The organism is Achromobacter sp. MFA1 R4 (assembly GCF_900156745.1).
Lineage (GTDB): Bacteria > Pseudomonadota > Gammaproteobacteria > Burkholderiales > Burkholderiaceae_B > Achromobacter.
On sequence record NZ_LT707065.1, the window covers coordinates 3565271 to 3591025 of the forward strand.

Annotated in this window: 21 protein-coding genes; 9 read left to right on the forward strand and 12 right to left on the reverse strand. The window is 65.4% G+C overall.

Annotated features, from left to right (window positions below; genetic code table 11):
- Positions 1-38 precede the first annotated feature (38 nt).
- The 6 genes from BXA00_RS16250 to BXA00_RS16275 all read right to left on the reverse strand — a co-directional run bounded on the left by BXA00_RS16250 (position 39) and on the right by BXA00_RS16275 (position 7353).
- Positions 39-1427: a class I SAM-dependent RNA methyltransferase gene (locus tag BXA00_RS16250; RefSeq protein ID WP_369825614.1), complete on the reverse strand. Its 1389-nt coding sequence runs from the start codon at positions 1425-1427 to the stop codon at positions 39-41.
- Between the two features lie 492 nt (positions 1428-1919).
- Complete coding sequence (locus tag BXA00_RS16255; RefSeq protein ID WP_172805877.1) at positions 1920-2348, reverse strand: CopD family protein; 429 nt, start codon at positions 2346-2348, stop codon at positions 1920-1922.
- A gap of 131 nt (positions 2349-2479) precedes the next feature.
- Positions 2480-3931, reverse strand: coding sequence for a bifunctional 2-methylcitrate dehydratase/aconitate hydratase (locus BXA00_RS16260; protein WP_076519440.1), 1452 nt, complete (start codon positions 3929-3931; stop codon positions 2480-2482).
- A 58-nt stretch (positions 3932-3989) separates the two neighbouring features.
- Positions 3990-5183, reverse strand: coding sequence for a 2-methylcitrate synthase (prpC, locus tag BXA00_RS16265; protein WP_076519441.1), 1194 nt, complete (start codon positions 5181-5183; stop codon positions 3990-3992).
- Between the two features lie 90 nt (positions 5184-5273).
- The gene (gene prpB / locus BXA00_RS16270; RefSeq protein WP_076519442.1) at positions 5274-6164 is read right to left on the reverse strand and encodes a methylisocitrate lyase; all 891 of its coding nucleotides are present in this window, start codon (positions 6162-6164) and stop codon (positions 5274-5276) included.
- Positions 6165-6363: 199 nt separating this feature from the next.
- Positions 6364-7353, reverse strand: coding sequence for a malate dehydrogenase (locus tag BXA00_RS16275; protein WP_076519443.1), 990 nt, complete (start codon positions 7351-7353; stop codon positions 6364-6366).
- 356 nt (positions 7354-7709) lie between these two features.
- On the opposite strand from BXA00_RS16275, the gene BXA00_RS16280 reads away from it, so the two are divergent.
- From BXA00_RS16280 to BXA00_RS16310, 7 genes are all read left to right on the forward strand, one after another.
- Positions 7710-8489: a GntR family transcriptional regulator gene (locus BXA00_RS16280; protein WP_008161847.1), complete on the forward strand. Its 780-nt coding sequence runs from the start codon at positions 7710-7712 to the stop codon at positions 8487-8489.
- A 120-nt stretch (positions 8490-8609) separates the two neighbouring features.
- Positions 8610-9023, forward strand: a complete 414-nt coding sequence (sdhC, locus tag BXA00_RS16285) for a succinate dehydrogenase, cytochrome b556 subunit (protein WP_076519444.1) — start codon at positions 8610-8612, stop codon at positions 9021-9023.
- The gene (gene sdhD / locus BXA00_RS16290) at positions 9024-9407 is read left to right on the forward strand and encodes a succinate dehydrogenase, hydrophobic membrane anchor protein (protein ID WP_076519445.1); all 384 of its coding nucleotides are present in this window, start codon (positions 9024-9026) and stop codon (positions 9405-9407) included.
- Between the two features lie 3 nt (positions 9408-9410).
- On the forward strand, positions 9411-11189 hold the full coding sequence (gene sdhA / locus BXA00_RS16295; RefSeq protein WP_076519446.1) for a succinate dehydrogenase flavoprotein subunit: 1779 nt from the start codon (positions 9411-9413) through the stop codon (positions 11187-11189).
- 18 nt (positions 11190-11207) lie between these two features.
- Complete coding sequence (locus BXA00_RS16300) at positions 11208-11924, forward strand: succinate dehydrogenase iron-sulfur subunit (RefSeq protein ID WP_076519447.1); 717 nt, start codon at positions 11208-11210, stop codon at positions 11922-11924.
- A gap of 26 nt (positions 11925-11950) precedes the next feature.
- Positions 11951-12211 (forward strand): succinate dehydrogenase assembly factor 2, encoded by a 261-nt coding sequence (locus tag BXA00_RS16305; protein WP_076519448.1) that lies wholly within the window; start codon positions 11951-11953, stop codon positions 12209-12211.
- Between the two features lie 19 nt (positions 12212-12230).
- A complete protein-coding gene (locus BXA00_RS16310; RefSeq protein ID WP_076519449.1) occupies positions 12231-13541 on the forward strand; it encodes a citrate synthase in 1311 nt (436 codons plus the stop codon).
- A 150-nt stretch (positions 13542-13691) separates the two neighbouring features.
- On the opposite strand, the gene BXA00_RS16315 is transcribed toward BXA00_RS16310, so the two are convergent.
- Positions 13692-13985: a contact-dependent growth inhibition system immunity protein gene (locus tag BXA00_RS16315; RefSeq protein WP_083714270.1), complete on the reverse strand. Its 294-nt coding sequence runs from the start codon at positions 13983-13985 to the stop codon at positions 13692-13694.
- On the reverse strand, positions 13985-14812 hold the full coding sequence (locus BXA00_RS28870; protein ID WP_156902812.1) for an RNase A-like domain-containing protein: 828 nt from the start codon (positions 14810-14812) through the stop codon (positions 13985-13987). The genes BXA00_RS16315 and BXA00_RS28870 overlap by 1 nt, the downstream gene beginning before the upstream one ends.
- A 291-nt stretch (positions 14813-15103) precedes the next feature.
- On the opposite strand from BXA00_RS28870, the gene BXA00_RS16325 reads away from it, so the two are divergent.
- Positions 15104-16213, forward strand: coding sequence for a hypothetical protein (locus BXA00_RS16325; RefSeq protein ID WP_076519451.1), 1110 nt, complete (start codon positions 15104-15106; stop codon positions 16211-16213).
- 83 nt (positions 16214-16296) lie between these two features.
- Here the strand turns inward: BXA00_RS16325 and BXA00_RS16330 are convergent, their stop codons facing one another.
- The 3 genes from BXA00_RS16330 to mdeB all read right to left on the reverse strand — a co-directional run bounded on the left by BXA00_RS16330 (position 16297) and on the right by mdeB (position 22175).
- Positions 16297-16749 (reverse strand): DUF2214 family protein, encoded by a 453-nt coding sequence (locus tag BXA00_RS16330; RefSeq protein WP_076519452.1) that lies wholly within the window; start codon positions 16747-16749, stop codon positions 16297-16299.
- Between the two features lie 194 nt (positions 16750-16943).
- Positions 16944-19244 carry an NADP-dependent malic enzyme gene (locus BXA00_RS16335; RefSeq protein WP_076519453.1) on the reverse strand — a complete coding sequence of 767 codons (2301 nt, stop codon included), beginning with the start codon at positions 19242-19244 and terminating at the stop codon, positions 16944-16946.
- A 243-nt stretch (positions 19245-19487) separates the two neighbouring features.
- On the reverse strand, positions 19488-22175 hold the full coding sequence (mdeB, locus tag BXA00_RS16340) for an alpha-ketoglutarate dehydrogenase (protein ID WP_076519454.1): 2688 nt from the start codon (positions 22173-22175) through the stop codon (positions 19488-19490).
- 220 nt (positions 22176-22395) lie between these two features.
- On the opposite strand from mdeB, the gene BXA00_RS16345 reads away from it, so the two are divergent.
- Entirely contained in the window at positions 22396-24447 is a 2052-nt protein-coding gene (locus BXA00_RS16345) for an OPT family oligopeptide transporter (RefSeq protein WP_076519455.1), read from the forward strand.
- A 67-nt stretch (positions 24448-24514) separates the two neighbouring features.
- On the opposite strand, the gene BXA00_RS16350 is transcribed toward BXA00_RS16345, so the two are convergent.
- On the reverse strand, positions 24515-25753 hold the full coding sequence (locus BXA00_RS16350; RefSeq protein ID WP_076519456.1) for a M20/M25/M40 family metallo-hydrolase: 1239 nt from the start codon (positions 25751-25753) through the stop codon (positions 24515-24517).
- Between the last annotated feature and the right edge of the window lie 2 nt (positions 25754-25755).

Sequence of the window (25755 nt, forward strand, 5' to 3'; positions counted from 1 at the left end):
ACGTTCGAGGAACGCGGTTGCTGCCCCGGGGGCGACGGTCAGGCGTCGCGGTAGCCCGCGGCCACCAGTTCGAAGCCGAACAGGCGGCAGTCAAGCGCGCCGTTGTGCAGCGGGATGCGGCGTTTGGGCTTCAGGCGCATCTGGTTGGGTAGCGTCAGGTCGCTGGTGATGACGTGCAGCTCCCATCCCGCGAAATTGTGCTTCAGGCACGTGGCCCATTCGCGCCACAGGTCGGGGTCCTGTTCGGCGCCCATGCGTTCGCCGTAGGGCGGATTGGTGACGATCCAGCCGTGGTCGGCGGGCGCCGTCACATGGCGGGCGTCGCCGACTTCGAACCGGATGGAATCGGCGGTCAGCCAGGCGCGTTCGGCGTTGTTGCGGGCGTACTCGATGGCCTGCGGATTCAGGTCGTAGCCGACCAGCGGGGCTTCGAGTTGCGGCAGGATGCGGGCGCGGGCGTCTTCCTTCAGGTCGCGCCAGCGATAGGCGTCGTGATCGCGCAGGCGCTCGAAACCGAACGGACGGGAAATGCCGGGCGGCACGCCCAGGGCGATCCAGGCCCCTTCGATCAGGATGGTGCCGGAGCCGCAGAAGGGGTCCAGCAGCGGCGCGGCGGGGTCCCACCCGGCCAGCGCCAGCATGCCGGCCGCCAGGTTTTCACGCAGCGGCGCCTCGCCCTTGTCCAGCCGCCACCCGCGTTTGAAGAGGGACTCGCCCGAGGTGTCCAGGTACAGCGTGGCGGTATGGCCCGTCAGGAAAAGGTGCACGCGGGCGTCCGGGCGCACCGTGTCGATGCTGGGACGTTCGCCTTCGAGTTCGCGCAGCCGGTCGCAGATGCCGTCCTTGGCGCGCAGGTTGCAGTACTGCAGGCTTTGCACCGGGCTCTTGATGGCCGAGGTGTCCACGCGCAACGTCTGTTCGGCGCCGAACCAGCGTTCCCAGGGGGTGTCGCGCGCCAGGTCCAGGATGTCGTCTTCGTGCGAGATCTCGGCGTGCGCCACCTGCACCAGGATGCGCGTGGCCAGGCGCGAATACAGATTGGCGCGCTGGATGCCGGACCAGTCGGACGTGAACGAGCAGCCCGCCCGGCCCGCCTTGGCATCTTCGTAACCGAGCGCCTGCATTTCGGCGGTCAGCGCCTCTTCCAGGCCCTGCGGGCAGGGAGCGAAGACCGTGAAGATCTCGGCTTGGCGCGGCTCGCGGGGGCGGCGGGTGCGGGTTTCGATGCGTGGCGCGGCGCGCTCGCGGAAGGTGTCGGCATCCTCGGAGTAGGCGGGCTCGCGCGAGGCGTCGGCATCCCCGGCAAAGGCCGGTTCGTCCGCGTAGTCCGGCTCCGGCGCGAACTCCGGCGCGGGGCCGTCGTCCTCGAAGGGATCGTAGAAGCGGCCGGCCGGCGTGGCCGGGGCGATGTATTGGTCGTCGCGCAGGCGCGGGGCGCGCTGCGGGGGGCGCCCCGAGCGCGAGCCGGGCGCTGCGTCGCGCGCCGAGTCCCCGCGGCCCGCGTCGGACGCGCCGCGGCGGGGTGCGGGACGATCCGCCGGGGCGCGTTCGCCCTGTCCGCGCGCGTACTGCCCACGTTCGCCTTGGCTGCGTTCGGAGCGACTGCGTTCGGGCTGGCCGGCGCGGCCTGCCGGACCGCGTGCGCTGTCGCCGCGGCCGCCGGCCGGGGATTTGCGCGCGCCGCGGGCTTCTTCTTCCTGGCGCCGCTGGTAGCCGACGGGGTCTTTCTGGCGTTCGATGTTTTCGCGGCTGCGCTCGATCTGCGCAACCAGGCGCGCGCGCGCGCCGGTGCGGGTGCGCTTGGCCGTGCCTTCGGCGTGGGCGTCGCGGGCCGTTTTCTTGATCGTCAGCGTCTTGCGCGGGCGGTCCTGTTCATCAGAGGACATACGAATCCTGGCGAATGTGCAAAGGTAGGGGTATCAGAAGGGTTTGACGACGACCAGCGCCACCACCACCAAGAGCAGCAAGACGGGAACTTCGTTGAACCAGCGATAAAACGTGTGCGAACGGGTGTTCTTGCCCTGTTCGAATTTGCGTAGCATGAGGCCACAGGCGTGATGGTAGCCGATGACGAGCAGCACGAAAAAGAGTTTGGCGTGCATCCAGCCGTTGCCGGGGCCCACGCCGATGCGGTAGCCCAGGTACAGCCACATCCCGAAGATGATGGCCACGACGGCCAGGATGGTGGTGAAACGATACAGGCGGCGCGCCATGCCGAGCAGCGTCGCCTGGACGGCCTGGTCCGACTGCTGCGCCAGGTTCACGAAGATGCGCGGCAGGTAGAACAGGCCGGCAAACCAGGAAGCGATGAAGACGATGTGAAAAGTCTTGACCCAGAGCATGGCCATGGCGCGATCCGATCGAGGAAAGCCGCATTGTAAGCCTCCAGGGGCGTGCGCCAGCCAGTGCCCCCGATGTTTGACGCCCGAGGGAGACGGGCGTCAGCCTGGGCGGATGTGCCAAGGGTGTCAGACACCCCTCAGATCACATACAGATCCACATATTCGTGGACCGGCATCGCCTCCAGCGTCTGCTGGTCCAGCGAGGCGGCGAGGATGCGCTGCTGCTGGCGCGCCGGGAACACGCGGGCCAGGTTGGTGCGGAACTTGGCTTCCAGCAGCGGTATGCCCTCGGGGCGGCGGCGCTTGTGGCCGATGGGGTACTCGCAGACGATTTCGTCCAGCGCGGTGCCGTCCTTGAATTGCACGGTGAGCGCATTGGCGATCGAGCGCTTGGCCGGGTTGTGATAGTCGCTGGTGTAGGCCGGGTCCTCGACGCAGACGATCCTGTCGCGCAGCGCATCGATGCGCGGATCCTGCGCGACGTCGTCTTCGTAGTCGGCGGCGGTCAGGCGGCCGAACAGCACGGGCACGGCCACCATGTACTGGATGCAGTGGTCGCGGTCGGCGGGATTGTCCAGCGGACCCTTCTTGTCGATGATGCGGATGCAGGCTTCGTGCGTGCGGATGCGGATCTGCGCGATGTCGTCCGCGGTCTTGCCCAGCGATTTGAGCCGGTCGTGGATCTGCATGGCGCATTCCACCGCGGTCTGCGCGTGGAACTCGGCGGGGAACGAGATCTTGAACAGCACGTTCTCCATCACGTAGCTGCCGTAGGGGCGCTGGAACTTGAATGGTTGGCCCTTGAAGAGCACGTCGTAAAAGCCCCAGGTCTTGGCGGTCAGCACGGAGGGGTAGCCCATTTCGCCGGTCCGCGCGATGAGCGCGAGCCGCACCGCGCGGCTGGTCGCATCGCCGGCCGCCCAGCTCTTGCGGCTGCCGGTATTGGGCGCGTGGCGGTAGGTGCGCAGGCTCTGGCCGTCGACCCAGGCCAGCGACACTGCGTTGATCACTTCGTCGCGGGTCAGGCCCAGCATCTGCGCGACGACGGCCGTGGAGGCCACTTTGACCAGCACCACGTGGTCCAGGCCGACCTTGTTGAAGGAATTTTCCAGCGCGATGCAGCCCTGGATCTCGTGCGCCTTGATCATGCCGGTCAGCACGTCGCGCATGGACAGCGGCGGTTTGCCTGAAGCGACCGCCGTGCGCGACAGCCAGTCGGCCGTGGCCAGGATGCCGCCCAGGTTGTCGGACGGGTGGCCCCATTCGGCCGCCAGCCAGGTGTCGTTGAAATCCAGCCAGCGGATCATCGCGCCGATGTTGAACGCGGCCTGGACCGGATCGAGCTGGAACTGCGTGCCGGGCACCTTGGCGCCATGGGGCACCACGGTGCCCGGCACGACCGGGCCCAGCAGCTTGCGGCACGCCGGATATTCCAGCGCCTCCAGGCCGCAGCCCAGCGTGTCGATCAGGCAGTTGCGCGCGGTTTCGTACGCCAGCTCGCTGCGGATTTCGTAGTTGAGAACGTAGTCCGCGATGTCGGCCAGGACCTGGTCGGGATCGGGACGTACGTTGGAGATCGGGGCAGACATCGCGGTACCTCTTTCGGAAAGTGGATACAGGTGGCCATGACGCGCCCTCGATCCCGTCTTACTTGCGCTTGTCGATGGGCACGAACTTCTGGTCTTCCGGGCCCACGTAGTTGGCGGTGGGGCGGATGATCTTGTTGTCGATGCGCTGTTCGATGATGTGGGCCGACCAGCCCGCGGTGCGCGCGATGACGAACAGCGGGGTGAACATGGCGGTGGGCACGCCCATCATGTGATAGCTCACGGCCGAGAACCAGTCGAGGTTGGGGAACATCTTCTTGACGTCCCACATGACGGTTTCCAGGCGTTCGGCGATGTCGAACATCTTGGTCGTGCCGGCCTTCTTGGACAGCTTCTTGGCGACTTCCTTGATGACCTTGTTGCGCGGATCGGAGACCGTGTAGACCGGATGGCCGAAGCCGATGATGACTTCCTTGGCTTCGACGCGGCGGCGGATGTCGGCCTCGGCTTCTTCGGGCGTCTCGTAGCGCTTCTGGACCTCGAAGGCCACTTCGTTGGCGCCGCCGTGCTTGGGGCCGCGCAGGGCGCCGATGGCGCCGGAGATGGCCGAGAACATGTCCGACCCGGTGCCGGCGATGACGCGGGCCGTGAACGTGGACGCGTTGAATTCGTGCTCGGCGTACAGGTTCAGGGAGATGTGCATCGCCTTGACCCATTCGTCGCTGGGCTTTTCGCCGTGCAGCAGGTGCAGGAAATGGCCGCCGATGCTGTCGTCGTCGGTCTGCACGTCGATGGTGCGGCCGTTGTGGCTGTAGTGGTACCAGTAGAGCAGGGCCGAACCCAGGTTGGCCATCAGGCGGTCGGCGATGTCGCGCGCGCCCGGGGTGTTGTGGTCGTCCTTTTCGGGCAGCACGCAGCCCAGCACCGACACGGCCGTGCGCATCACGTCCATCGGGTGGCTGGCGGCGGGCAGGGCTTCCAGGGCGATCTGAAGCTGCGTGGGCAGGCCGCGCAGGCTGCGCAGCTTTTCCTTGTAGGCCTTCAGTTCGGCCTTGTTGGGCAGCTTGCCATGGACCAGCAAGTGGGCGATTTCCTCGAACTCGCTGGTGTGCGCGATGTCCAGGATGTCATAGCCGCGGTAGTGCAGGTCGTTGCCGCTGCGGCCGACGGTGCACAGTGCGGTGTTGCCCGCGACCACGCCGGACAGCGCAACCGACTTCTTGGGCTTGAAACCGGCTTTTTCTTCCGGCTTGGCGTCCGACTTGGCTTCTTGCTTCTTGGGAGCCGTGCTCATGTCTCTACTCCTTTCCTTACGCGATGGACGATGCAATGGGTGGCGGGCCACACCGCGGGTCTGCCGCGGCGTGGCCTGGTCGTTGCGGGATTACGCTTTGCCCTTCTGGAAGAGCGCATCCAGTCTGGATTCGAATTCGTGGTAGCCGATGCGGTCGTAGAGCTCTTCGCGCGTCTGCATCAGGTCGACCACGTTCTTCTGGTGGCCATCGCGGCGGATGGCGGTGTAGACGGCCTCGGCGGCCTTGTTCATGGCGCGGAAGGCGGACAGCGGGTAGAGCACCATGCCCACGCCCACGCTCTTGAGTTCTTCGACCGAGAAGAGCGGGGTCTTGCCGAATTCGGTGATGTTGGCCAGCACTGGCACCTTGACTGCCTTGACGAAGCGGTCGTACGTGGGCAGGTCGTAGGCGGCTTCGGCGAAGATCGCGTCGGCGCCCGCTTCCACGCAGGCCAGCGCGCGCTCGATGGCGGCGTCCACGCCGTGCGAGGCGATCGCGTCGGTGCGGGCGATGAGATAAAAGTCGCTGTCGGTGCGCGCGTCGGCGGCGGCCTTCACGCGGTCGGCCATTTCCTCGGTGGTGACGATTTCCTTGCCCGGACGGTGGCCGCAGCGCTTGGCGCCGACCTGGTCCTCGATGTGGCAGGCGGCGGCGCCGAACTTGATCAGGCTCTTGACGGTGCGGGCAATGTTGAATGCCGACGGCCCGAAGCCGGTGTCGATGTCCACCAGCAGCGGCACGTCGCACACGTCGGTGATGCGGCGCACGTCGGTCAGGACGTCGTCCATGGTGTTGATGCCCAGGTCCGGCAGACCCAGCGAGCCGGCGGCGACGCCGCCGCCGGACAGGTAGATGGCGCGGTAGCCGGCGCGCTTGGCCAGCAGGGCGTGGTTCGCGTTGATGGCGCCGATGATCTGCAGGGGATGCTCTTCGGCGAGCGCGCGGCGAAAGAGGGCGCCGGGCGATTCGGGTCTGGACATGGTTGTCTCCTGTTCTTGGTCGCCCACGACCTTAGCGTGGGTCCGAAAAATAAATCTGTCCCCTGCACGACAATCGGTTGTGGCTGGGCAATGAGACAGGTGTATTTGCCGGTACTGCCGAGGGGGCGGGACCGCGTATTCCGGTCCCGCTTAAGGAATGGGCCCGCATGAACGGGCCCAAACCTTTACTGCGCGCTGCTTACTTCAGCAGGTCCTTGACGCCGTCGCGCTCTTCGAGGAGCTCTTTCAGCGTGAAGTCCAGGCGCTCACGCGAGAAGGCGTCGATTTCCAGGCCTTCGACGCGCTTGTACTCGCCGTTTTCGGTGATGACCGGCACGCCGTAGATGATGCCTTCGGGGATGCCGTAGGAGCCGTCCGACGGGATGCCCATCGTGACCCACTTGCCGTTGCTGCCCAGGACCCAGTCACGGACGTGGTCGATGGCGGCGTTGGCGGCCGAAGCGGCCGAGGACAGGCCACGGGCTTCGATGATGGCGGCGCCGCGCTTGCCCACGGTGGGGATGAACGTGTCGCGGTTCCAGGCGTCGTCGTTGATCAGCTTGGCGAGCGATTCGCCGCCGACCGTGGCGAAGCGGTAGTCGGGGTACATGGTGGGCGAGTGGTTGCCCCACACGACCAGCTTTTCGATGTCGGCGACGGCCTTGCCAGACTTGGCGGCCAGTTGCGACAGGGCGCGGTTGTGGTCCAGGCGCAGCATGGCGGTGAAGTTCTTGGCCGGCAGGTCCGGCGCCGACTTCATGGCGATGTAGGCGTTGGTGTTGGCGGGGTTGCCGACGACCAGGACCTTGACGTTGCGGCTGGCGACGTCGTTCAGGGCCTTGCCCTGGGCCGTGAAGATCTGGGCGTTGACCGACAGCAGGTCCTTGCGTTCCATGCCCGGGCCGCGGGGGCGGGCGCCAACCAGCAGGGCCACGTCGGCGTCTTTGAACGCGGTGCGCGGGTCGCTGTGCGCGGTGACTTCCTGCAGCAGCGGGAAGGCGCAGTCATCCAGTTCCATGATGACGCCCTTCAGGGCCTTTTGCGCTTTCTCGTCGGGGATTTCCAGCAGTTGCAGGATGACGGGTTGATCTTTACCCAGCATTTCGCCCGAGGCGATGCGGAATAGCAGTGCGTAACCGATTTGGCCGGCGGCGCCGGTGACGGCGACACGCAAGGCAGGCTTGGACATGAACGTTCTCCGTAATGGTTTGGCGAGAATGGATCTCACCAATCAGTGTAATCGTTGGGCGCGGGAATCAGCGCGTGCACGGCCGCTCTGCGCGGGGCGCGGGCAGCTTTGAATCCTAGATCGGATTTACGTGTGCGTCAATTGCTCTTCTATCTTATATAAGACATAAGACGTTGGACAGCTCGCCTCCCGATATGCCACAATAGAGCGTTTGTTCGAATGCGCCGCGGCCCCGCTCGGCCGTGCGTCTGGGCCAGTCTGCAAGACCGGCGGCAGCAGCGCATTGCGGATGGGTTTGCATCCTTTGCGTTGCCCTCTCATTCATCCGGATGAACATGACACTTTCAAGAAGATCCATGGCAGAGCCTCGGCCCGAAACCTCCTTACGCACACGCGCCGCCCGTCCGACGGGCGAGGGGGCCGCTTTCAGTCCACTCTATCGCCAGATCAAGGATCTGCTTGTCCAAAGCCTCGAACGCGGCGAATGGAAGCCCGGCGAGCTCATCCCCAGCGAAATCGATCTGGCCGCCCGTTTTCAGGTGAGCCAGGGCACGGTGCGCAAGGCGGTCGATGAGCTGGCTGCCGAGCACATGCTGTTGCGCCGCCAGGGCAAGGGCACTTTTGTCGCCACCCACCACGAAGCCCGCGTGCGCTACCGGTTCCTGCGCCTGGCCCCCGACGAAGAGGGCGAGGCCGGCCGCGCGGAAAGCCGCATCCTGGAATGCCGCCGCATGCGCGCGCCGGCCGAGATTGCGCGCGCCCTGGACCTGCGGGCCGGCGAGACGGTCGTCATGATCCGCCGCCTGCTGTCCATGGGGCAGACACCCACCGTGCTGGACGACATCTGGCTGCCCGGCTCCATTTTCCGTGGCCTCACCCTCGAGCTGCTGACCGCCAACAAGGCGCCGCTCTATGGCCTGTTTGAATCCGAATTCGGCGTCAGCATGGTGCGCGCGGACGAGAAGCTGCGCGCGGTCGCCGCGCCGGCCGAAGCCTGTACGCTGCTTAATGTTGCCGCCGGCACGCCGTTGTTGCAGGTAGACCGGGTGTCTTACACATACGGTGACCGCCCCATGGAAATTCGCCGGGGGTTGTACTTGACCGATCGATACCACTACCGCAATAGTCTGAATTGATGAGCTTTTTACCTACGATTTGATACCAACCCGTCTCTGGGCGAAAATACCGCGTTTGCCCGCAAGGGCCGCGGCGATTTAGCCGTAACGATTCCCTAGTTCCGAAACACCGAGGCCGTCATGTCCGACACCGCTGCCAAGCCACGTCCGCAGTTTCGCAATATTGGTATTGCGCAAATTGCCAGTTACCGCCTGCCCCTGGCCGGCAAGCTGTCCATCCTGCACCGCGTCAGCGGCGCGTTGTTGTTCCTCTGTCTTCCCTTGGTCATCCTGCCGTTGTTCGCGGCCAGCGTGGCCGCACCCCAGACGTTCGCCGCCGTGGCCGCGTACGCCGGCAATCCGATCGTCAAGCTCGTCCTCCTGGTCCTCATCTGGGGCTACCTGCATCACTTTTGTGCGGGCATCCGGTACCTGATCCTGGATCTGCACATCGGTATCGACAAGCAATCGTCCAAGAAGACCGCCGGCGTGGTGTTCGGCGTCAGCCTCGCGCTGACCCTGGTGTTCGCTCTCAAACTGTTCGGAGTGCTGTAAATGGCCGCCGCTAAAAACTACGGACCCAAGCGCCTGGTCGTCGGCGCCCACTACGGCGTCATGGATTTCATCATCCAGCGCATCACCGCCGTCATCATGGCCGTGTACACGCTGGTGCTGCTCATCGGCATCCTGATGATGCCGGCCTTCACGTACGAACACTGGACCGCGCTGTTCAACTTCTACGTGGGCGTTCTTCCGGTTGGCCAGATCCTGGCCACCCTTGCATTCATTGCGCTGGCCTGGCATGCCTGGATCGGCGTGCGCGACATCTGGATGGACTACGTCAAGTCGGTGGGCGTGCGCCTGCTGCTGCAAGTGCTGACGATCCTCTGGTTGATCGGTTCGGTCGTTTACTTCGCGCAAATCCTCTGGAGCATTTAAGCCGTGGTCTCTGTCCTGAAATCCCTGCCGCGCCGCCAGTTTGATGTGGTGGTCGTTGGCGCCGGCGGAGCCGGCATGCGTTGTTCGCTGCAACTGTCCCAAGCGGGGCTGTCCGTTGCGGTGCTCTCCAAGGTGTTCCCCACGCGTTCGCACACGGTTGCCGCACAAGGCGGCGTGAGCGCCTCGCTGGGCAACATGAGCGAAGACAACTGGTACTGGCACATGTACGACACCGTCAAGGGTTCGGACTGGCTGGGCGACCAGGATGCCATCGAATTCATGTGCCGCGAAGCGCCGAACGCCGTGTACGAGCTCGAGCACTTCGGCATGCCGTTCGACCGCAACCCCGATGGCACGATCTACCAGCGTCCGTTCGGCGGCCACACCGCCAACTTCGGTGAAAAGCCGGTCCAGCGCGCCTGTGCCGCCGCCGACCGCACCGGCCACGCGCTGCTGCACACGCTCTACCAGCGCAACGTGGCCGCGCGCACCCAGTTCTTCGTCGAATGGATGGCGCTGGACCTGCTGCGCAACGAAGCCGGCGACGTCGTGGGCGTGACCGCCCTCGAAATGGAAACGGGCGAAATCTACATCCTCGAAGCCAAGACCACGGTGCTGGCCACCGGCGGCGCTGGCCGCATCTGGGCCGCTTCCACGAACGCCTTCATCAACACCGGCGACGGCCTGGGCATGGCTGCCCGCGCCGGCATCCCGCTGCAAGACATGGAATTCTGGCAGTTCCACCCGACCGGCGTGGCCGGCGCGGGCGTGCTGATCACGGAAGGCGTGCGCGGCGAAGGCGGCATCCTGCTGAACAAGGATGGCGAACGCTTCATGGAGCGCTATGCGCCCACGCTGAAGGATCTGGCGCCGCGCGACTTCGTGTCGCGCTCGATGGACCAGGAAATCAAGGAAGGCCGCGGCTGCGGTCCGGACGGCAGCTACGTGGTGCTCAAGCTCGACCACCTGGGCGCCGACGTCATCAACAAGCGCCTGCCCTCGATCCGCGAAATCGCCATCAAGTTCGGCAACGTGGACCCGATCAAGGAACCGATCCCCGTCGTTCCGACCATCCACTACCAGATGGGCGGCATCCCGGCCAACTACCACGGCCAGGTGCTGACGCGCGAAAACGGCGAGAACAAGATCGTCAACGGCCTGTACGCCATCGGCGAATGCGCCGCGGTGTCGGTGCACGGCGCGAACCGCCTGGGCACGAACTCGCTGCTGGACCTGATCGTGTTCGGACGCGCCACCGGCAACCACATCGTGAATTCGCACCCGGAGCGCCAGCACGCGCACCAGGACCTGCCCAAGCAGGCCGTCGAGTTCTCGCTGGACCGCATCAACAAGCTGGAATCGCGTACCTCCGGCGAAAAGACGCAGGACATCGGCAATGCCATCCGCTTCTCGATGCAGCGCCACTGCGGCGTGTTCCGCACGCTGGAACTGCTGAACGAAGGCGTGACCCAGATCGAAGACCTGGCCAAGCAAGCCGACAATATCTACTTCAAGGACAAGTCCAAGGTGTTCAACACCGCCCGCGTCGAGGCGCTGGAGCTGGCGAACATGACCGAAGTGGCCCGCGCCACGATCAAGTCGGCCGCCGCCCGCACCGAAAGCCGCGGCGCGCATGCGCTGGACGACCACCCGACCCGCGACGACGAGAACTGGCTGAAGCACACGCTGTGGTACTCCGAAGGCAGCCGCCTGGATTACAAGCCTGTGCAGATGAAGCCCCTGACGGTCGAGTCCTTCCCGCCCAAGGCGCGTACCTTCTAAGTCCGGATTGAGCCTACTATGAGCAACAAGAGAATCGTCAAGTTCGAAATCTACCGCTACGATCCGGACAAGGACGAGCGTCCCTACATGCAGAAGCTGGAAGTCGAACTCCAGCCCACCGACAAGATGCTGCTTGATGCGCTGGTGCGCATCAAGAACGACGTCGATGACAGCCTGGCCCTGCGCCGCTCGTGCCGTGAAGGCGTGTGCGGTTCGGACGCCATGAACATCAACGGCAAGAACGGCCTGGCCTGCACCACGAACCTGCGCGAACTGAAGGAACCGATCGTCCTGCGTCCGCTGCCGGGCCTGCCGGTCATCCGCGATCTGATCGTGGACATGACGCACTTCTTCAACCAGTACCACTCGATCCGCCCGTACCTCATCAACGACACGCCGCCGCCCGAAAAAGAGCGCCTGCAGTCGCCCGAGGCGCGCGAAGAGCTGGACGGCCTGTACGAGTGCATCCTGTGCGCGTGCTGTTCCACTTCCTGCCCGTCGTTCTGGTGGAATCCGGACAAGTTCGTCGGCCCGGCCGGCCTGCTGCAAGCCTACCGTTTCATCGCCGACAGCCGCGACGAAGCCACCGGCGAGCGTCTGGACAACCTGGAAGACCCGTACCGCCTGTTCCGTTGCCACACCATCATGAACTGCGTCGACGTCTGTCCCAAGGGGCTGAACCCGACCAAGGCGATCGGCAAGATCAAGGAACTGATGGTCCGTCGCACGGTCTAGTTTTTTGTGTATTTAAGGTGTGAAGCATGAGCAGGCTGACTGAACTGGAGCGGGCGCGACTGCGTTGGCGGGCGCGCCGCGGCCTGCTCGAAAACGACTTGATCATCACCCGGTATCTGGATGCCCATGAGGCTGAACTTACCGATGATGATGTGGCCGCATTGACCCAGCTTTTCGAGATGGGAGACAACGATCTTCTCGATCTGCTGCTGGCCCGTAAGGAACTCGAAGGCGACCTGGATACCCCCCGGCTTCGAACGATTATTGGCCAGATGCGCGCGCTCTGATTAATTGAGAGGAATAAACATGAACCTGTCTGACAAAAAAGCCACTCTATCCTTCTCGGATGGCAGCGCACCCATTGAGTTCCCTGTGTACAAGGGCACGGTCGGTCCGGATGTGATCGACATCCGCAAGCTGTACGGCCAGACGGGCATGTTTACGTTTGACCCCGGCTTCATGTCGACGGCGGCCTGCGAATCGGGCATCACGTACATCGACGGCGACAAGGGCGAGCTGCTGTACCGCGGCTTCCCGATCGAGCAATTGGCCGTCAATTGCGACTTCATGGACATCTGCTACCTGATCCTGAACGGCGAACTGCCCAACCAGGAACAGAAGGCCGATTTCGATTCGCAAGTGACCCATCACACGATGGTCAACGAGCAGCTGCATTTCTTCCTGCGTGGTTTCCGCCGCGACGCCCACCCGATGGCCGTCCTGACGGGCCTGGTCGGCGCGCTGTCGGCGTTCTACCACGACTCCACCGACATCACGAACCCGCAGCATCGCCACATCTCGGCCATCCGCCTGATCGCCAAGATGCCGACGCTGGTTGCGATGGCGTACAAGTACTCGCAAGGCCAACCGTTCATCTATCCGCAGAACGACCTGTCCTACACGGGCAACTTCCTGCGCATGATGTTCGCCACGCCGTGCGAAGAGTACAAGGTCAATGAAGTCGTCGAGCGCGCGCTGGACCGCATCTTCATCCTGCACGCCGACCACGAGCAGAACGCGTCGACCTCGACCGTCCGCCTGTGCGGCTCGTCGGGCACCAACCCGTTCGCCGCCATCTCGGCCGGCGTGGCTTGCCTGTGGGGCCCGGCTCACGGCGGCGCCAACGAAGCCTGCCTGCAGATGCTGGAAGAACTGCAAGCCAACGGCGGCATCGCCAAGGTCGGCGAGTTCATGGAGAAGGTCAAGGACAAGAACTCGGGCGTGCGCCTGATGGGCTTTGGCCACCGCGTCTACAAGAACTACGACCCGCGCGCCAAGCTGATGCAGGAAACCTGCAAGGAAGTGCTCTCGGCCCTGGGCCTGGAAAACGACCCGCTGTTCAAGCTGGCCATGGAACTGGAACGCATCGCCCTGGAAGATCCGTACTTCGTGCAGCGCAAACTGTACCCGAACGTGGACTTCTACTCGGGTATCGTCCAGCGCGCCATCGGCATCCCGACCTCGCTGTTCACGGCCATCTTCGCGCTGGCTCGCACGGTGGGCTGGATTGCCCAGTGGAACGAAATGCTGTCGGATCCCGACTACAAGATCGGCCGTCCGCGCCAGCTCTTCACCGGTTCGGTCACGCGCGACGTGCCCCCGATGGACAAGCGCTGATCGCTGGTCCTGCTTCGGCAGGAAAAGCAGGCTGAAAGAACAGGCCCCCGAAAGTTGGATGTGGATCCAACTTTCGGGGGCTTTTCCTTTTTCAAGATTGGCTTCGCACCAGGCTCGGGGAGCAGGTCAGAGGGGGTCGATCCGATTGATCTAGCTATTCAGAATTCGCTTCAGCTCATCAAAGAATGCGGGGATGGTATAGCCACCACCCGCCGGGTTGAACGATCCCCAGTGTTCCGCATACGCCGCTGCCGCGCCGCTTCCAAACTCGACGATAAACCTATCCATTTCGCGGCAAACTTCAGCGATTTCTTGCAAAGACGTCACCTGCCTATAAGCGAGTGCGACTTCTTCTATCGTCTCGCCAAATAGGTCATAGTCTTCGTGGAAGTAGCCCGCGAGCAGGTTGTTGAGCGCCGGATACCGTTCTAGATCGACCATCATCAAATGTCCAAGTAAGCGGTCAACACGAAGTAAGGCATGCCGTTGAATGGCTGCTTTTTCAGTACAACCTTAACGATTCGTCCTTGCATGAGCTGGGAAGCACCTCGAATCAGCACGACGCCAATGTCTCCCACGGTGGGGCCGATCAATGGCAGTGTACTTCCAGCTTGGGCGGACTCCGCCCAACTGGCAACTTTGTCGGCTCTAAGGCGCAGCACGGTATTTATTGCCGCTTCCGCATCTTGAACCGAATGAAAGGTTGAGGTCTTTTGAAGATAAGGATTTGCGGCCAACCTTGCTTCCAAATACGCCGTCGATTTTCCAACGTGTTGGGCAATTGTGTGACCTCCGCGCGCGCCAAACACGGAGGCCTCGTGCCGGGATAGTGAAAGCCGGCCGGCAGCAACGCTCGTCACTCGCGCAGCCTTTATTGCACTAGCAAATCCAATTGGCACAGCTAGCTCGACTGACATGCCCAGTGCTTTGCCAGATCCGGGCTCCGCACCAAGCCTGGTGGCTAGCTCTATAAGCCCCCTCTCCGTCAATGATCGAATTTCCTGACCGGTCCAGATCTCCTGCAGACCTGTTGAGGCTGTATCGATGCCGTGACCACCCAAAACCACGCATCCAACCTTTGTCGCGCCGGTTGGCTCCGGCACAGCACATAGCGCGGCGCCTCCGATCATTTCGGCGATGCCGCCAACTAGTCTGAGGCTGCCCCAGAAGCGATTGGATACCGTTGATTCACTGCTGATCGAGTCGCCTTGCAGTATCGCTGCCAGTTGCACTGGCGTGAGCACAATGCTGATGCTCGATTCGTCGTCCATCTGTGTCCCCATCTTTTGACAGTGTGACCAATGTCCCGTAAAGCGCGATCGATTTCCATCAGTACTGTCTGATATGCCGGGACAGCCCGCGGCCATGTGCCACGCAACGCAAGGTGTCATTGCTTTCGGGCTGGGCGCATGAGCGCCGATCGCTTCGCGGACAGCTCATCACACTTCGGCAGGTAAGCGTCCCCGCGCTCGGGGCCCGGTCCAATACATGTGGGGCAGTGCATCGGGGCGGCTTTTTTTCGCCCGCGCGCGGCCAGGAAAATTGCGGATATCATCCGTCCCATGATTCCTGTCGCACTGCCTTCCGCCGGCTTTTTCATTCTGCTTACCGCAGGCTTCTTCGCGGGTATTCTGCTGTTGGGCTGGGCGCTGGTCCTGGGCGTCAGCGGTGGCGCGCGGCGCACGGTCCGCAAGTATTGGAAGACCTCCACGGTGCTGTGCCTGGCGCTGTTGGCGCCGTTCAGCTTCTATGCCTGGTTCCAGGCCATGATGTGGCAATTGGAACGGGACATCCGGCGCGAGGAAGCGGCGCACCATGTCACGTTGCAGGCGCCGACGACGGTGGGCGGCGTGGCCATGCCCGCCGGCACGCGGCTGAAGGTGCAGGACAAGGGGCAGCTCGATACCTACCTTGAAGCGGCTTTTCCGCAGGCGGTGGCGATCCTGGGCGTACAGGCGACGTCGGTGCGGCGTTATCTGGATACCGAATACGACAAGGAATACAACATCGTGGCGCGGCGCCCGCGCACGGTCATCCTGCGCGGCGCGGGCGAGCAGGACGTTCAGGGCTGGCGGTGCGACGCCACGCAGGACATCGAGTTCGAGGTGGCGCCCGATGGGGCCATGAAGATGCTGACGCAATGCGTGCTGGCGGCGGGCAACCAGGCTGCGGGACTGACGCTGGGCCACGGGGCCGTGGTGCGCGGCTCTGCCGGCACTGTTTACACTGATGGGTCGCGCGATCCGGACCGCTGGCGGATCGATGTGAATGACGACACGGCCGTGCGGCTATTGGGAATGTTTCTGAGCAGGCCGACCGTGTACCTGGACGATGCGCGCAGGCTGTTGCGCGTGACGGGGGCGGAGTTGGCCTGCCCGATGCAGTTCGGCGTCATGACCTATGCGGCGGGCACGCAGGTCAAGACCGCCAGGCTGGGGTCAGGAACCGAGCGCGGGCCGTACCCCGGCGTCCTGGTTTTCAGTCCGTGGCACGGCCAGTCGGCCGCGCGGGCCGGCGCCGAGCACGTGCCCGAGGGCATGTCCGTGATGCAGACGCTGCAGGGCGAGGTGCTGGAGGTCGTGAAGAACGACGCGGCGGGCGTGTTCCGCTTCGACACCTTCATCGTCGACGGCAAGGAGCCGGAAACGCCGGCGCGCGCCCGCTGCCCATAGCAGGCTGCTGCGGTGCCGGCTGCTGCGGTGCCGGCTGCTGCGGTGCCCGCTGCTTCGATGCCCGCTGCTTCGGCAGGGCTTCGTCAGAAGCCGATCCCGCGCGCCATCAGCACGGCAAAGAGCGGCAGGAAGATGAAGAGGTGTGCCCCGATCATCACCCAGCGCCGCGCGCGCTGGATTTCGTGCAGGGCGGGGACGAATTCAGGCTGTTGCCGCCGCTGCCTGGCCCAGCGCAGGAAGGTCAGCGTGGGCGGGATCGAACAGATCGCGATGATGACGAAGAGCGCAATCTTGGCGTGGAACCAGGGGTTGCTCATGTAGAACGCGGCGCCCTTGGCGCCGAGCATCAGGCGCAGCACGCCGGTGATGAGCACGATGACGGCGCTCACGCCATACAGGCGGTCATAGACGATGAGGCGCTTCACGCCCGAGGGCGTCAGGTCCGGACGCAGCAGCACGGCTTCAGCGGTCAGGACGACCACCAGCACGAAAATCGCCAGGTAGTGGAACCAGGCATACATTGCATCGGCCAGCATGTCGTCTCCAGGAAAAATGACAAGCTAGCGTTTTACCACTGGCGTAGGGGTGCGGACCAGCGCTGTCGCGTGCGCGGCGCGTCATGCGGGCATTGTGGCATTGTGGCATTGGGGCATCGGCCGGGCCGGGCATCCCGGAAAAACAACGGGCGCCCCGTTTGGGGCGCCCGAGGCGTTACTGCGGCACCGTCCGATCAGCGGCGGCGCTTCTTGGCTTCTTCGGCGGCTTCCTGCTGCGCATCCACCACGGCCAGCGCCGTCATGTTGACGATGCGGCGCACGGTGGCGCTGGTGGTCAGGATGTGCACGGGACGCGCGGCGCCCAGCAGGATCGGACCCATCGCGACGCCATTGCTGCCGGTCATCTTCAGCATGTTGTACGTGATGTTGCCGGTGTCCAGGTTGGGCATGACCAGCAGGTTGGCCGGGCCCTTGAGCGTGCTGTCCGGGTAGGCCAGGACACGGATCTTTTCGGACAGGGCGGCGTCGGCGTGCATTTCGCCGTCGACTTCCAGGTCCGGCGCGCGATCCTGCACGATCTGGCGCGCGGCCGACATCTTGCGCGACGATTCCGTGACGCGGCTGCCGAAGTTGGAGTGCGACAGGAGCGCGATCTTGGGCACCACGCCGAAACGCAGCATCTCGTCGGCGGCCTGGATGGTGATGTTGGCGACTTCTTCGGCCGTCGGGTTTTCGTTGACGTGGGTGTCGGTGATGAACAGCGTCTGGTCGGGCAGCATCAGCACGTTCAGGGCGGCGTAGGTCTGGCCTTCCTTTTTGCCGATGATTTCGTCGATGTACTTGAGCTGGTTGTCGTACTTGCTGGCCACGCCGCACAGCAGCGCATCGGCGTCGCCACGGCGCAGCAGCATCGCGCCGATCAGCGTGTTGTGCTTGCGGATCATCGCCTTGGCGATGGCCGGCGTCACGCCTTCGCGGCCCTTCAACTGGTAGTACGCGTTCCAGGTTTCGTTGAAGCGGCTGTCGTCTTCCGGATCCACGATCTCGAAGTGCTGACCGGCGATGAGGCGCAGGCCGGCCTTCTGGATGCGCATCTCGATGACGGCGGGGCGGCCGATCAGGATGGGGAACGCCAGCTTTTCATCGGCAACCGTCTGCACGGCGCGCAGGACGCGCTCGTCTTCGCCGTCGGCGTAGATGACGCGCTTGGGCGCCTTCTTGGCCTGGGCGAACAGCGGACGCATCAGCTGGCCGGAGTGGTACACGAAGCCCATCAGCTTCTGGCGGTAGGCTTCGATGTCCTCGATGGGGCGGGCGGCCACGCCGGAGTCGGCGGCGGCCTGCGCCACGGCCGGCGCGATCTGGACGATCAGGCGCGGGTCGAAGGGCTTGGGAATGATGTAGTCCGGGCCGAACGACAGTTCCTGGCCGGCGTAGGCGCGGGCCACTTCATCGTTCTGCTCGGCCTGGGCCAGCTCGGCGATGGCCTTGACGCAGGCCAGCTTCATTTCCTCGGTGATGCGCGAGGCGCCGGCATCCATGGCGCCGCGGAAGATGAAGGGGAAGCACAGCACGTTGTTGACCTGGTTCGGGTAGTCCGAACGGCCGGTGGCGATGATGCAGTCGGGGCGCGCGGCCTTGGCGACTTCGGGGCGGATTTCCGGCTCCGGATTGGCCAGTGCCAGGATCAGCGGGCGGTCGGCCATGGTCTTGACCATGTCGCCGGTCAGCACGCCGGCGGTGGAGCAGCCCAGGAACACGTCGGCGCCGTTGACCACGTCGGCCAGCGTGCGCGCGTCGGTCTTCTGCGCGTAGCGCTTCTTGTTGGCTTCCATGTTCTCGTCGCGGCCGTCCCAGATGACGCCGCGCGAGTCCACCACGTAGATGTTTTCGCGCTTGATGCCCAGGTGGACCAGGAGGTCCAGGCAGGCGATGGCGGCGGCGCCGGCGCCGGAGCAGGCCAGCTTGACCGAGCCGATGTCCTTGTTCACGACCTTCAGGCCGTTCAGGATGGCGGCGGACGAAATGATCGCGGTGCCGTGCTGGTCGTCGTGGAAGACGGGGATCTTCATGCGCTCGCGCAGCTTCTTCTCGATGTAGAAGCACTCGGGCGCCTTGATGTCTTCAAGGTTGACGCCGCCCAGCGTGGGCTCGAGCGCGGCGATGATGTCGACGAGCTTGTCCGGATCGTTCTCGGCCAGCTCGATGTCGAAGACGTCGATGCCGGCGAATTTCTTGAAGAGGCAACCCTTGCCTTCCATCACGGGCTTGGCGGCCAGGGGGCCGATGTTGCCCAGGCCCAGCACAGCGGTGCCGTTGGTGATCACGCCCACCAGGTTGCCGCGCGAGGTGTACTTCGAGGCCGCGTCGTCGCCCTGGTCGAAAATGGCCATGCAAGCCGCAGCCACGCCGGGGGAGTAGGCCAGGGACAGGTCGTCCTGGTTGGCCAGGGTCTTGGTCGGGGTGACCGAGATTTTGCCGGGGGTGGGATAGGCGTGGTAGTCCAACGCCAGTTTGGTGAGAGTTTCGTCCATGGGATCGGGGCCTGAAAGGGCTAACGGAAAAAAACGGAGATAGAAAACGGGGATGACAAAACAAGGCGGGCTCGCGGCCCGCCGTATTCTTTGCGAAATGCATAGGGAACACCCGTATTTCACCAGAAAGCGCGGGTGCTTGGTTGCTGCACTGCAGCGAGCGTTCGCTTTTGATCAAGTGGAAGCGAACGCCGCCTCGGTCGGCCGGATGAGTCTGGGAGGATGAGCGGAGAGGAAAGCGGGCTAGATTTCCCAGGGAGGGGACTGGCGGCTGGCGGCGTTGAGTTTCTGGCGCAGCGCGCGCGCGTCGTCCTGACGGTCAAGGCTGTCCAGCGCGTACAGCGTGATCCAGTCCGCGCTCACCTCGAAGAAATCGCGCAGCTGGGCGCGGGTGTCGCTGCGGCCGAAGCCGTCCGTGCCCAGCGTGCGGTAGGGCGCAGGCACCCAGGCGCGGATCTGTTCGGGCACCGCGCGCACGTAGTCGCTGGCGGCGATGACCGGCGCGTCGCTGCCCGCCAGGCACGTGCGCACCCAGTCATCGTCCGCGCCGGCTTCCAGGCCCAGCACGCGCGCGCGCTCGGCCTGGCGCCCGCTGCGGGCCAGTTCCGAGAAGCTGGTGACGCTCCAGACTTCCGCGTCCACGCCGTATTCGTCATGCAGGCGGGCAGCGGCCGTCTCGGCCTCGCGCAGCATGGGGCCGGCGCCCAGCAGCCGCACCTGGGCCTTGCCGCGCGCCGGCCGCAGCCGGTAGAGGCCGCGCAGGATGCCCGCGCGGGTCTCGGGATCCTGCGGCATGTCGGGCTGCGCCAGGTTCTCGTTGGTGACGGTCAGGTAGAAGAACTCATCGCGCTGCTCGTCCAGCATGCGGCGCATGCCGTGATCCACGATGACGGCCACCTCATAGGCGTAGGCCGGATCGTAGGCGCGGCAGTTGGGCACGGCGGCGGCCATGACGTGGCTGGAGCCGTCCTGGTGCTGCAGTCCTTCGCCGCCCAGCGTCGTGCGGCCGGAGGTCGCCCCGATCAGGAAGCCGCGCGCGCGCTGGTCGGCGGCGGCCCAGATCAGGTCGCCGATGCGCTGGAATCCGAACATCGAGTAATAGATATAGAACGGCAGCATCGGCAGGCCGTTGACCGAATAGCTGGTGCCGGCGGCGGTCCATGACGAGATGGCGCCGGCCTCGGTGATGCCTTCTTCCAGGATCTGTCCGTCGCGGGCTTCGCGGTAGTACAGCACCGAGCCGATGTCCTCGGGCTCGTAGAGCTGGCCCTGCGCGGAATAGATGCCGATCTGCCGGAACAGGTTGGCCATGCCGAAGGTGCGCGCCTCGTCCGCGACGATGGGCACGATGCGCGGCCCCACCGTGGAGTCCTTGAGCAGGGCGGTGAGCATGCGCACGATGGCCATCGTGGACGACATTTCCTTGCCGTCGGCAGCCAGCGCAAAGCGCGCCCACTGATCGGCCGGCGGCGGCGCCAGGCGTGGCGCCTCGGCATTGCGGCGCGGGATGTACCCGCCCAACGCGGCGCGGCGCGCCTGCAGGTGACGCATTTCGGCGCTGTCGTCGGCGGGACGGTAGAACTTCAGGGCCAGGCAGTCGGCATCGGAGATCGGCAGGGCAAAGCGGTCGCGGAAGGCGAGCAGGGCTTCGTCGTCCAGCTTCTTCTGCTGGTGCGTGGTCATCTTGCCCTGGCCCGCCGCGCCCATGCCGAAACCCTTCTTGGTCTGGGCCAGGATGACGGTGGGCTGCCCGCGGTGGCGCACCGCGCGGTGGTAGGCGGCATGGATCTTCACCATGTCGTGGCCGCCGCGGTGCAGGCGGTCGATGGCCTCGTCCGACCAGTCGGCCACCAGCGCGGCCAGCTCCGGGTTCTGGTTGAAGAAATGGGCGCGGTTGAAGGCGCCATCGTTGGCCGCGAAGGTCTGGAACTGGCCGTCGACGGTGTTGGCGAAGGCGCGGGCCAGCGCGCCGCCGGTGTCCCGGCGCAGCAGCGCGTCCCAGTCGCTGCCCCAGACAAGCTTGATGACGTTCCAGCCCGCGCCGGCGTACAGGGTTTCCAGCTCGTCGATGATGCGGCCGTTGCCGCGCACCGGGCCGTCCAGGCGCTGCAGGTTGCAGTTGACGACGAAGATCAGGTTGTCGAGCTTTTCGCGCGCGGCCAGCGTCAGGGCGGCGATGGATTCGGGCTCGTCCATTTCGCCGTCGCCGAAGATGCCCCAGACCTTGCGGTCGCCGCCGGGCACCAGCGAACGGTGCTCCAGGTAGCGCGTGAATCGCGCCTGGTAGATGGCGTTGATGGGACCGATGCCCATGGACCCGGTGGGGAACTGCCAGAAATCCGGCATCAGCCAGGGGTGGGGATAAGAGGACAGGCCGCGCAGCCCGCGCGCGGTCGCGGTGATTTCCTGGCGGAAGTGGGCCAGGTCCGCTTCGCCCAGGAAGCCCTCCAGGTAGGCGCGGGCGTAGACGCCGGGCGCCGAGTGGGGCTGCATGTAGACGATGTCGCCGGGGCTGGCGGCCGTGCGCGCGCGGAAGAAGTGATTGAATCCGACTTCGAACAGATCGGCGGCCGACGCGTAGCTGGCGATGTGGCCGCCCAGTTCGCCGTGGGCCTGATTGGCGCGCACCACCATGGCCAGGGCGTTCCAGCGGTTGATGCGGGCGATGCGTTCCTCGACGGCCAGGTTGCCGGGGAAAGGCGGTTCCTGGTCGGCGGGGATGGTGTTCAGGTAGGCGGTGCGGGTCTGGCTGTTGGCGCGCAGCCCCAGGGTGGCGGCGTGGCCCAGCAGGCTGTCCAGCACGTAGCCCGCTCGCCCGGCCCCGTCGGCCTGGAGCAGGGATTGCAGCGCGTCGCGCCATTCGGCGGTCTCGGCGGGGTCGGCGTCGTCCTGGAGGGCCGGCGCGGCATGGGGCTGGCGAGGGTCGAGCATGGTGTTGTCGTCTCCTGTTTTACGACCATGCTAGACCCTTGCCTGTGGCATGGGTAATCAAAATCCAGGGCGAAGCCGGCACGAATCAGCATATTGTGTCGTGAGGTTTTGCCGTTACGGCAGCTTCTACCGAGAAACCCCGCTTACGGCTGGTGAGCACGGGGTGGACGCCAAGGCGCTAGAATTCGCGGCTATCAATTGGGAGAAACCGGAGAAACCCATGACTGAGCCCATGCGCGTCCCTGCGGAGGTCACCCTGCCGGAACTGACGTTCCGGGGCGTCCTGCTCGGGGCGCTGATCACCGTGATCTTCACCGCCTCCAACGTGTTCCTGGGATTGAAGGTCGGCCTGACGTTTTCGTCCGCCATCCCGGCGGCGGTGATCTCGATGTCGGTCCTGCGCATGTTCAAGGACGCCAACATCCTTGAAAACAATATGGTGCAGACGCAGGCCTCCGCGGCCGGCACGCTGTCCGCCATCATCTTCATCCTGCCGGCCCTGGTCATGATGGGCCACTGGCAGGGCTTTCCGTTCTGGCAGACGCTGGGCATCTGCGCGGCCGGCGGCATGCTGGGCGTGATGTTCACGATTCCGCTGCGCCACGTGATGGTGGTGCAGAGCAACCTGCCCTATCCGGAAGGCGTGGCGGCGGCCGAGATCCTGCGGGTGGGCAGCGCTGAGCGCGAGCAGGACGAGCTGGAATCGGGTTTGCCGCCCGCCGGCAAACCTGCCGCGACCGGCATGGGCGACATCGTGGCCGGCGGCATCGCGGCGGCCGTGGTCAGCTTTGCCGCCAGCGGCCTGCGCGTGCTGGGCGACGGCGTCAGCCGCTGGTTCGAGCTGGGCGGCGCGGTGTTCCGGCTGCCCATGGGCTTCTCGCTGGCGCTGCTGGGCGCGGGCTATCTGATCGGCATCGTGGCGGGCCTGGCGATGCTGACGGGCCTGATCATTTCGTGGGGCATCGCGGTGCCCATCCTGACCGCGATGGGCGACATGCCGGCCGGCGCAACGCTGGCGTCCTATGCCACCGGGGTGTGGTCCTCGCAGGTGCGCTTCATCGGCGCGGGCGTCATCGGCGTGGGCGCGATCTGGACGCTGGCGACGCTGTTCGTGCCGATGGCGCGCGGCGTGAAGGCCTCGTTTTCCGCGCTGACCAAGGAAGGCGCGGCCCGCGCCGGTACCGCGCCGCGCACCGAGCGCGACTTGTCGGCGGGTTGGATATCGGCCGTGACGCTGGTGCTGGTGGTGATCCTGGTCATCACGTTCCAGGTGTTCCTGTCAGGCGTGCCGCTGTCGGCTGGCGCCATCTGGAAGCTGGTGGCCTATGCGGTCCTGTTCGCCTTCGTGTTCGGTTTCCTGGTGGCCGCGGCTTGCGGCTACATGGCGGGCCTGGTGGGCTCCTCGACCAGCCCGATCTCCGGGGTGGGGATCGTCGCCATTGTCCTGGTTTCATTGCTGATGCTGGGCGTGGGCGGCGAGCTGATGGCGATCGAAAACGGCGTGCAGATGGCGATCGCGCTGGCGATCTTCAGCACCTCGGCGGTGGTGGCGGTCGCTTCCATTTCGAACGACAACCTGCAGGACCTGAAAACGGGTTGGCTGGTGGGCGCCACGCCGTGGCGCCAGCAGGTCGCGCTGCTGATCGGCTGCGTGGTGGGCGCGGCGGTGATCTCCCCCGTGCTTGAACTGCTGTACAACGCCTACGGTTTCGCGGACGCGATGCCGCGCGAAGGCATGGATGCATCGCAGGCGCTGTCCGCGCCGCAGGCCACGCTGATGCTGGCGATCACGCGCGGCATCTTCACCCACCAGCTCAACTGGACCATGATCCTGATCGGCATGGCCGTCGGCGTGGGCCTGATCGTGGTGGACGAAATCCTCAAGCGCACTTGCAAGGTCGCGCGCATCCCGGTGCTGGCCGTCGGTATCGGCATCTACCTGCCGCCGACCGTGGCCGCGCCCATCGTGGCGGGCGCGCTGCTGGCCTGGCTGCTGGAACGCGTGCTGCGGCGCCGCGCGGCCGCCGCCGGGCAGCCCTACGACAGCTATGCCGAGGCGGCCAACCGGCGCGGCGTGCTGATCGCGTCCGGGTTGATCGTGGGCGAGAGCCTGGTGGGCGTGCTGATGGCGGCGATCATCGGCGCCGCGGGCACCGAGGCGCCGCTGGCGATCGCGGGCGAAGGCTTCGCCACGACCGCGTCCTACCTGGGGTTGGCGGTATTCGTGCTGGTGGCCGTGCTGTTCTCGCGCCGCGTGCTGCGGCTTTCGTAGCGCGGCCGGCCGGGAGGGCGGTGTCTGACACCCTGGGGAGACGGTCTCCAGGGAATGTCAGTCACCTTCAGTCACCTTCGGCCCGCAGCAAATCCGACAGCGCGCGGGCGATGACCTTGGTGGCGCGGCGCAGGTCTTCCAGCACGATGCGTTCGTCGCTGCGCTTGGCGTGCGATTCCAGCACCGTGCGCGGGCCGGCGCCATAGATCACGCCGGGTATGCCGGCTTCGGCATAGAGCCGCACGTCGGTGTAGAGCGGTGTGCCCATCGCCGGTATCGGTTCGCCGAAGACCGCTTCTCCATGCTTCTGGATGGCGTGCACCAGCGGTTGCGCGCCGGGCAGGGGGCGCATCGCGTTGGCGAGCAGCAGCCGCTTGATGTCCACCCGGATGCCCGGCTGCGAGGCCGCGGCCTCTTCGATGATGCGCCGGATGTCGGCCTCGACCTCGACGGCGTTTTCTTCGGGAATCATGCGGCGGTCCAGCTTGAAGCTGACCTTGCCGGGCACCACGTTCGTGTTGGTGCCGCCTTCGATCCGGCCCACGTTCAGGTACGGATGCGAGATGCCCGGCACCTGCGACGTGATCTTGCGGTACAGCGCGTTCTGCGCGTAAAGGGCGTTGAGGATGCCGACGGCGCCCTGCAGCGCGTCCACGCCGCTGCTCGGAATGGCGGCGTGGGCCATCTTGCCGTGCACCGTCACTTCCATCTGCAGGCAGCCGTTGTGCGCGGTCACGACTTCATAACTGAAGCCCGCCGCGATCAGCAGGTCGGGCCGGGTCAGGCCCTGCCCGAGCAGCCAGCCGGGCCCCAGCAGGCCGCCGAATTCCTCGTCATAGGTGAAGTGCAGCTCGACCGCGCCGCGCGCCGGCCTGGCCACGGCTTCCAGTGCGCGCACGGCGAAGGTGAAGCTGGCGAAGTCGCTCTTGCTGACCGCGGCGGCGCGGCCGTACAGGCTGCCGTTTTCGATGTCCGCGCCGTAGGGGTCGTGGGTCCAGCCGTCGCCGGGCGGCACCACGTCGCCGTGGGCATTGAGCGCGATGCGCGGGCCGGCGCCGCCATACTCGCGGCGCACGATGAGGTTGGTGATGGACTGCATGCCGTAGTCCGCGACCGCCTGGGCCGGCACGCGATGCGCTTCGGCCTCGAGGCCGAACGCCTGCAGCAGTTGCGCGGTGCGCGCGGCGTGCGGCGCGTTGTTGCCGGGCGGCGTGTCGGTGGGCACGCGCACCAGTTCCTGCAGGAAGCGGACTTCTTCGTCGAAATGGGCGTCCACCCAGGCGTCGAGTCGGGCGTAGTCGGTCATGG

What these genes read in the sequence shown, in the direction of transcription:
- prpB (WP_076519442.1), bottom strand. Translation starts at nt 6,164, where the DNA reads ATGTCCAGACCCGAATCGCCCGGCGCCCTCTTTCGCCGCGCGCTCGCC.
- sdhD (WP_076519445.1), top strand. Translation starts at nt 9,024, where the DNA reads ATGGCCGCCGCTAAAAACTACGGACCCAAGCGCCTGGTCGTCGGCGCC.
- BXA00_RS16305 (WP_076519448.1), top strand. Translation starts at nt 11,951, where the DNA reads ATGAGCAGGCTGACTGAACTGGAGCGGGCGCGACTGCGTTGGCGGGCG.
- BXA00_RS16255 (WP_172805877.1), bottom strand. Translation starts at nt 2,348, where the DNA reads ATGGCCATGCTCTGGGTCAAGACTTTTCACATCGTCTTCATCGCTTCC.
- BXA00_RS16310 (WP_076519449.1), top strand. Translation starts at nt 12,231, where the DNA reads ATGAACCTGTCTGACAAAAAAGCCACTCTATCCTTCTCGGATGGCAGC.
- BXA00_RS16260 (WP_076519440.1), bottom strand. Translation starts at nt 3,931, where the DNA reads ATGTCTGCCCCGATCTCCAACGTACGTCCCGATCCCGACCAGGTCCTG.
- BXA00_RS16325 (WP_076519451.1), top strand. Translation starts at nt 15,104, where the DNA reads ATGATTCCTGTCGCACTGCCTTCCGCCGGCTTTTTCATTCTGCTTACC.
- BXA00_RS16280 (WP_008161847.1), top strand. Translation starts at nt 7,710, where the DNA reads ATGGCAGAGCCTCGGCCCGAAACCTCCTTACGCACACGCGCCGCCCGT.
- BXA00_RS16315 (WP_083714270.1), bottom strand. Translation starts at nt 13,985, where the DNA reads ATGATGGTCGATCTAGAACGGTATCCGGCGCTCAACAACCTGCTCGCG.
- sdhC (WP_076519444.1), top strand. Translation starts at nt 8,610, where the DNA reads ATGTCCGACACCGCTGCCAAGCCACGTCCGCAGTTTCGCAATATTGGT.
- BXA00_RS16300 (WP_076519447.1), top strand. Translation starts at nt 11,208, where the DNA reads ATGAGCAACAAGAGAATCGTCAAGTTCGAAATCTACCGCTACGATCCG.
- BXA00_RS16335 (WP_076519453.1), bottom strand. Translation starts at nt 19,244, where the DNA reads ATGGACGAAACTCTCACCAAACTGGCGTTGGACTACCACGCCTATCCC.
- BXA00_RS28870 (WP_156902812.1), bottom strand. Translation starts at nt 14,812, where the DNA reads ATGGACGACGAATCGAGCATCAGCATTGTGCTCACGCCAGTGCAACTG.
- BXA00_RS16330 (WP_076519452.1), bottom strand. Translation starts at nt 16,749, where the DNA reads ATGCTGGCCGATGCAATGTATGCCTGGTTCCACTACCTGGCGATTTTC.
- BXA00_RS16275 (WP_076519443.1), bottom strand. Translation starts at nt 7,353, where the DNA reads ATGTCCAAGCCTGCCTTGCGTGTCGCCGTCACCGGCGCCGCCGGCCAA.
- BXA00_RS16345 (WP_076519455.1), top strand. Translation starts at nt 22,396, where the DNA reads ATGACTGAGCCCATGCGCGTCCCTGCGGAGGTCACCCTGCCGGAACTG.
- BXA00_RS16350 (WP_076519456.1), bottom strand. Translation starts at nt 25,753, where the DNA reads ATGACCGACTACGCCCGACTCGACGCCTGGGTGGACGCCCATTTCGAC.
- prpC (WP_076519441.1), bottom strand. Translation starts at nt 5,183, where the DNA reads ATGAGCACGGCTCCCAAGAAGCAAGAAGCCAAGTCGGACGCCAAGCCG.
- mdeB (WP_076519454.1), bottom strand. Translation starts at nt 22,175, where the DNA reads ATGCTCGACCCTCGCCAGCCCCATGCCGCGCCGGCCCTCCAGGACGAC.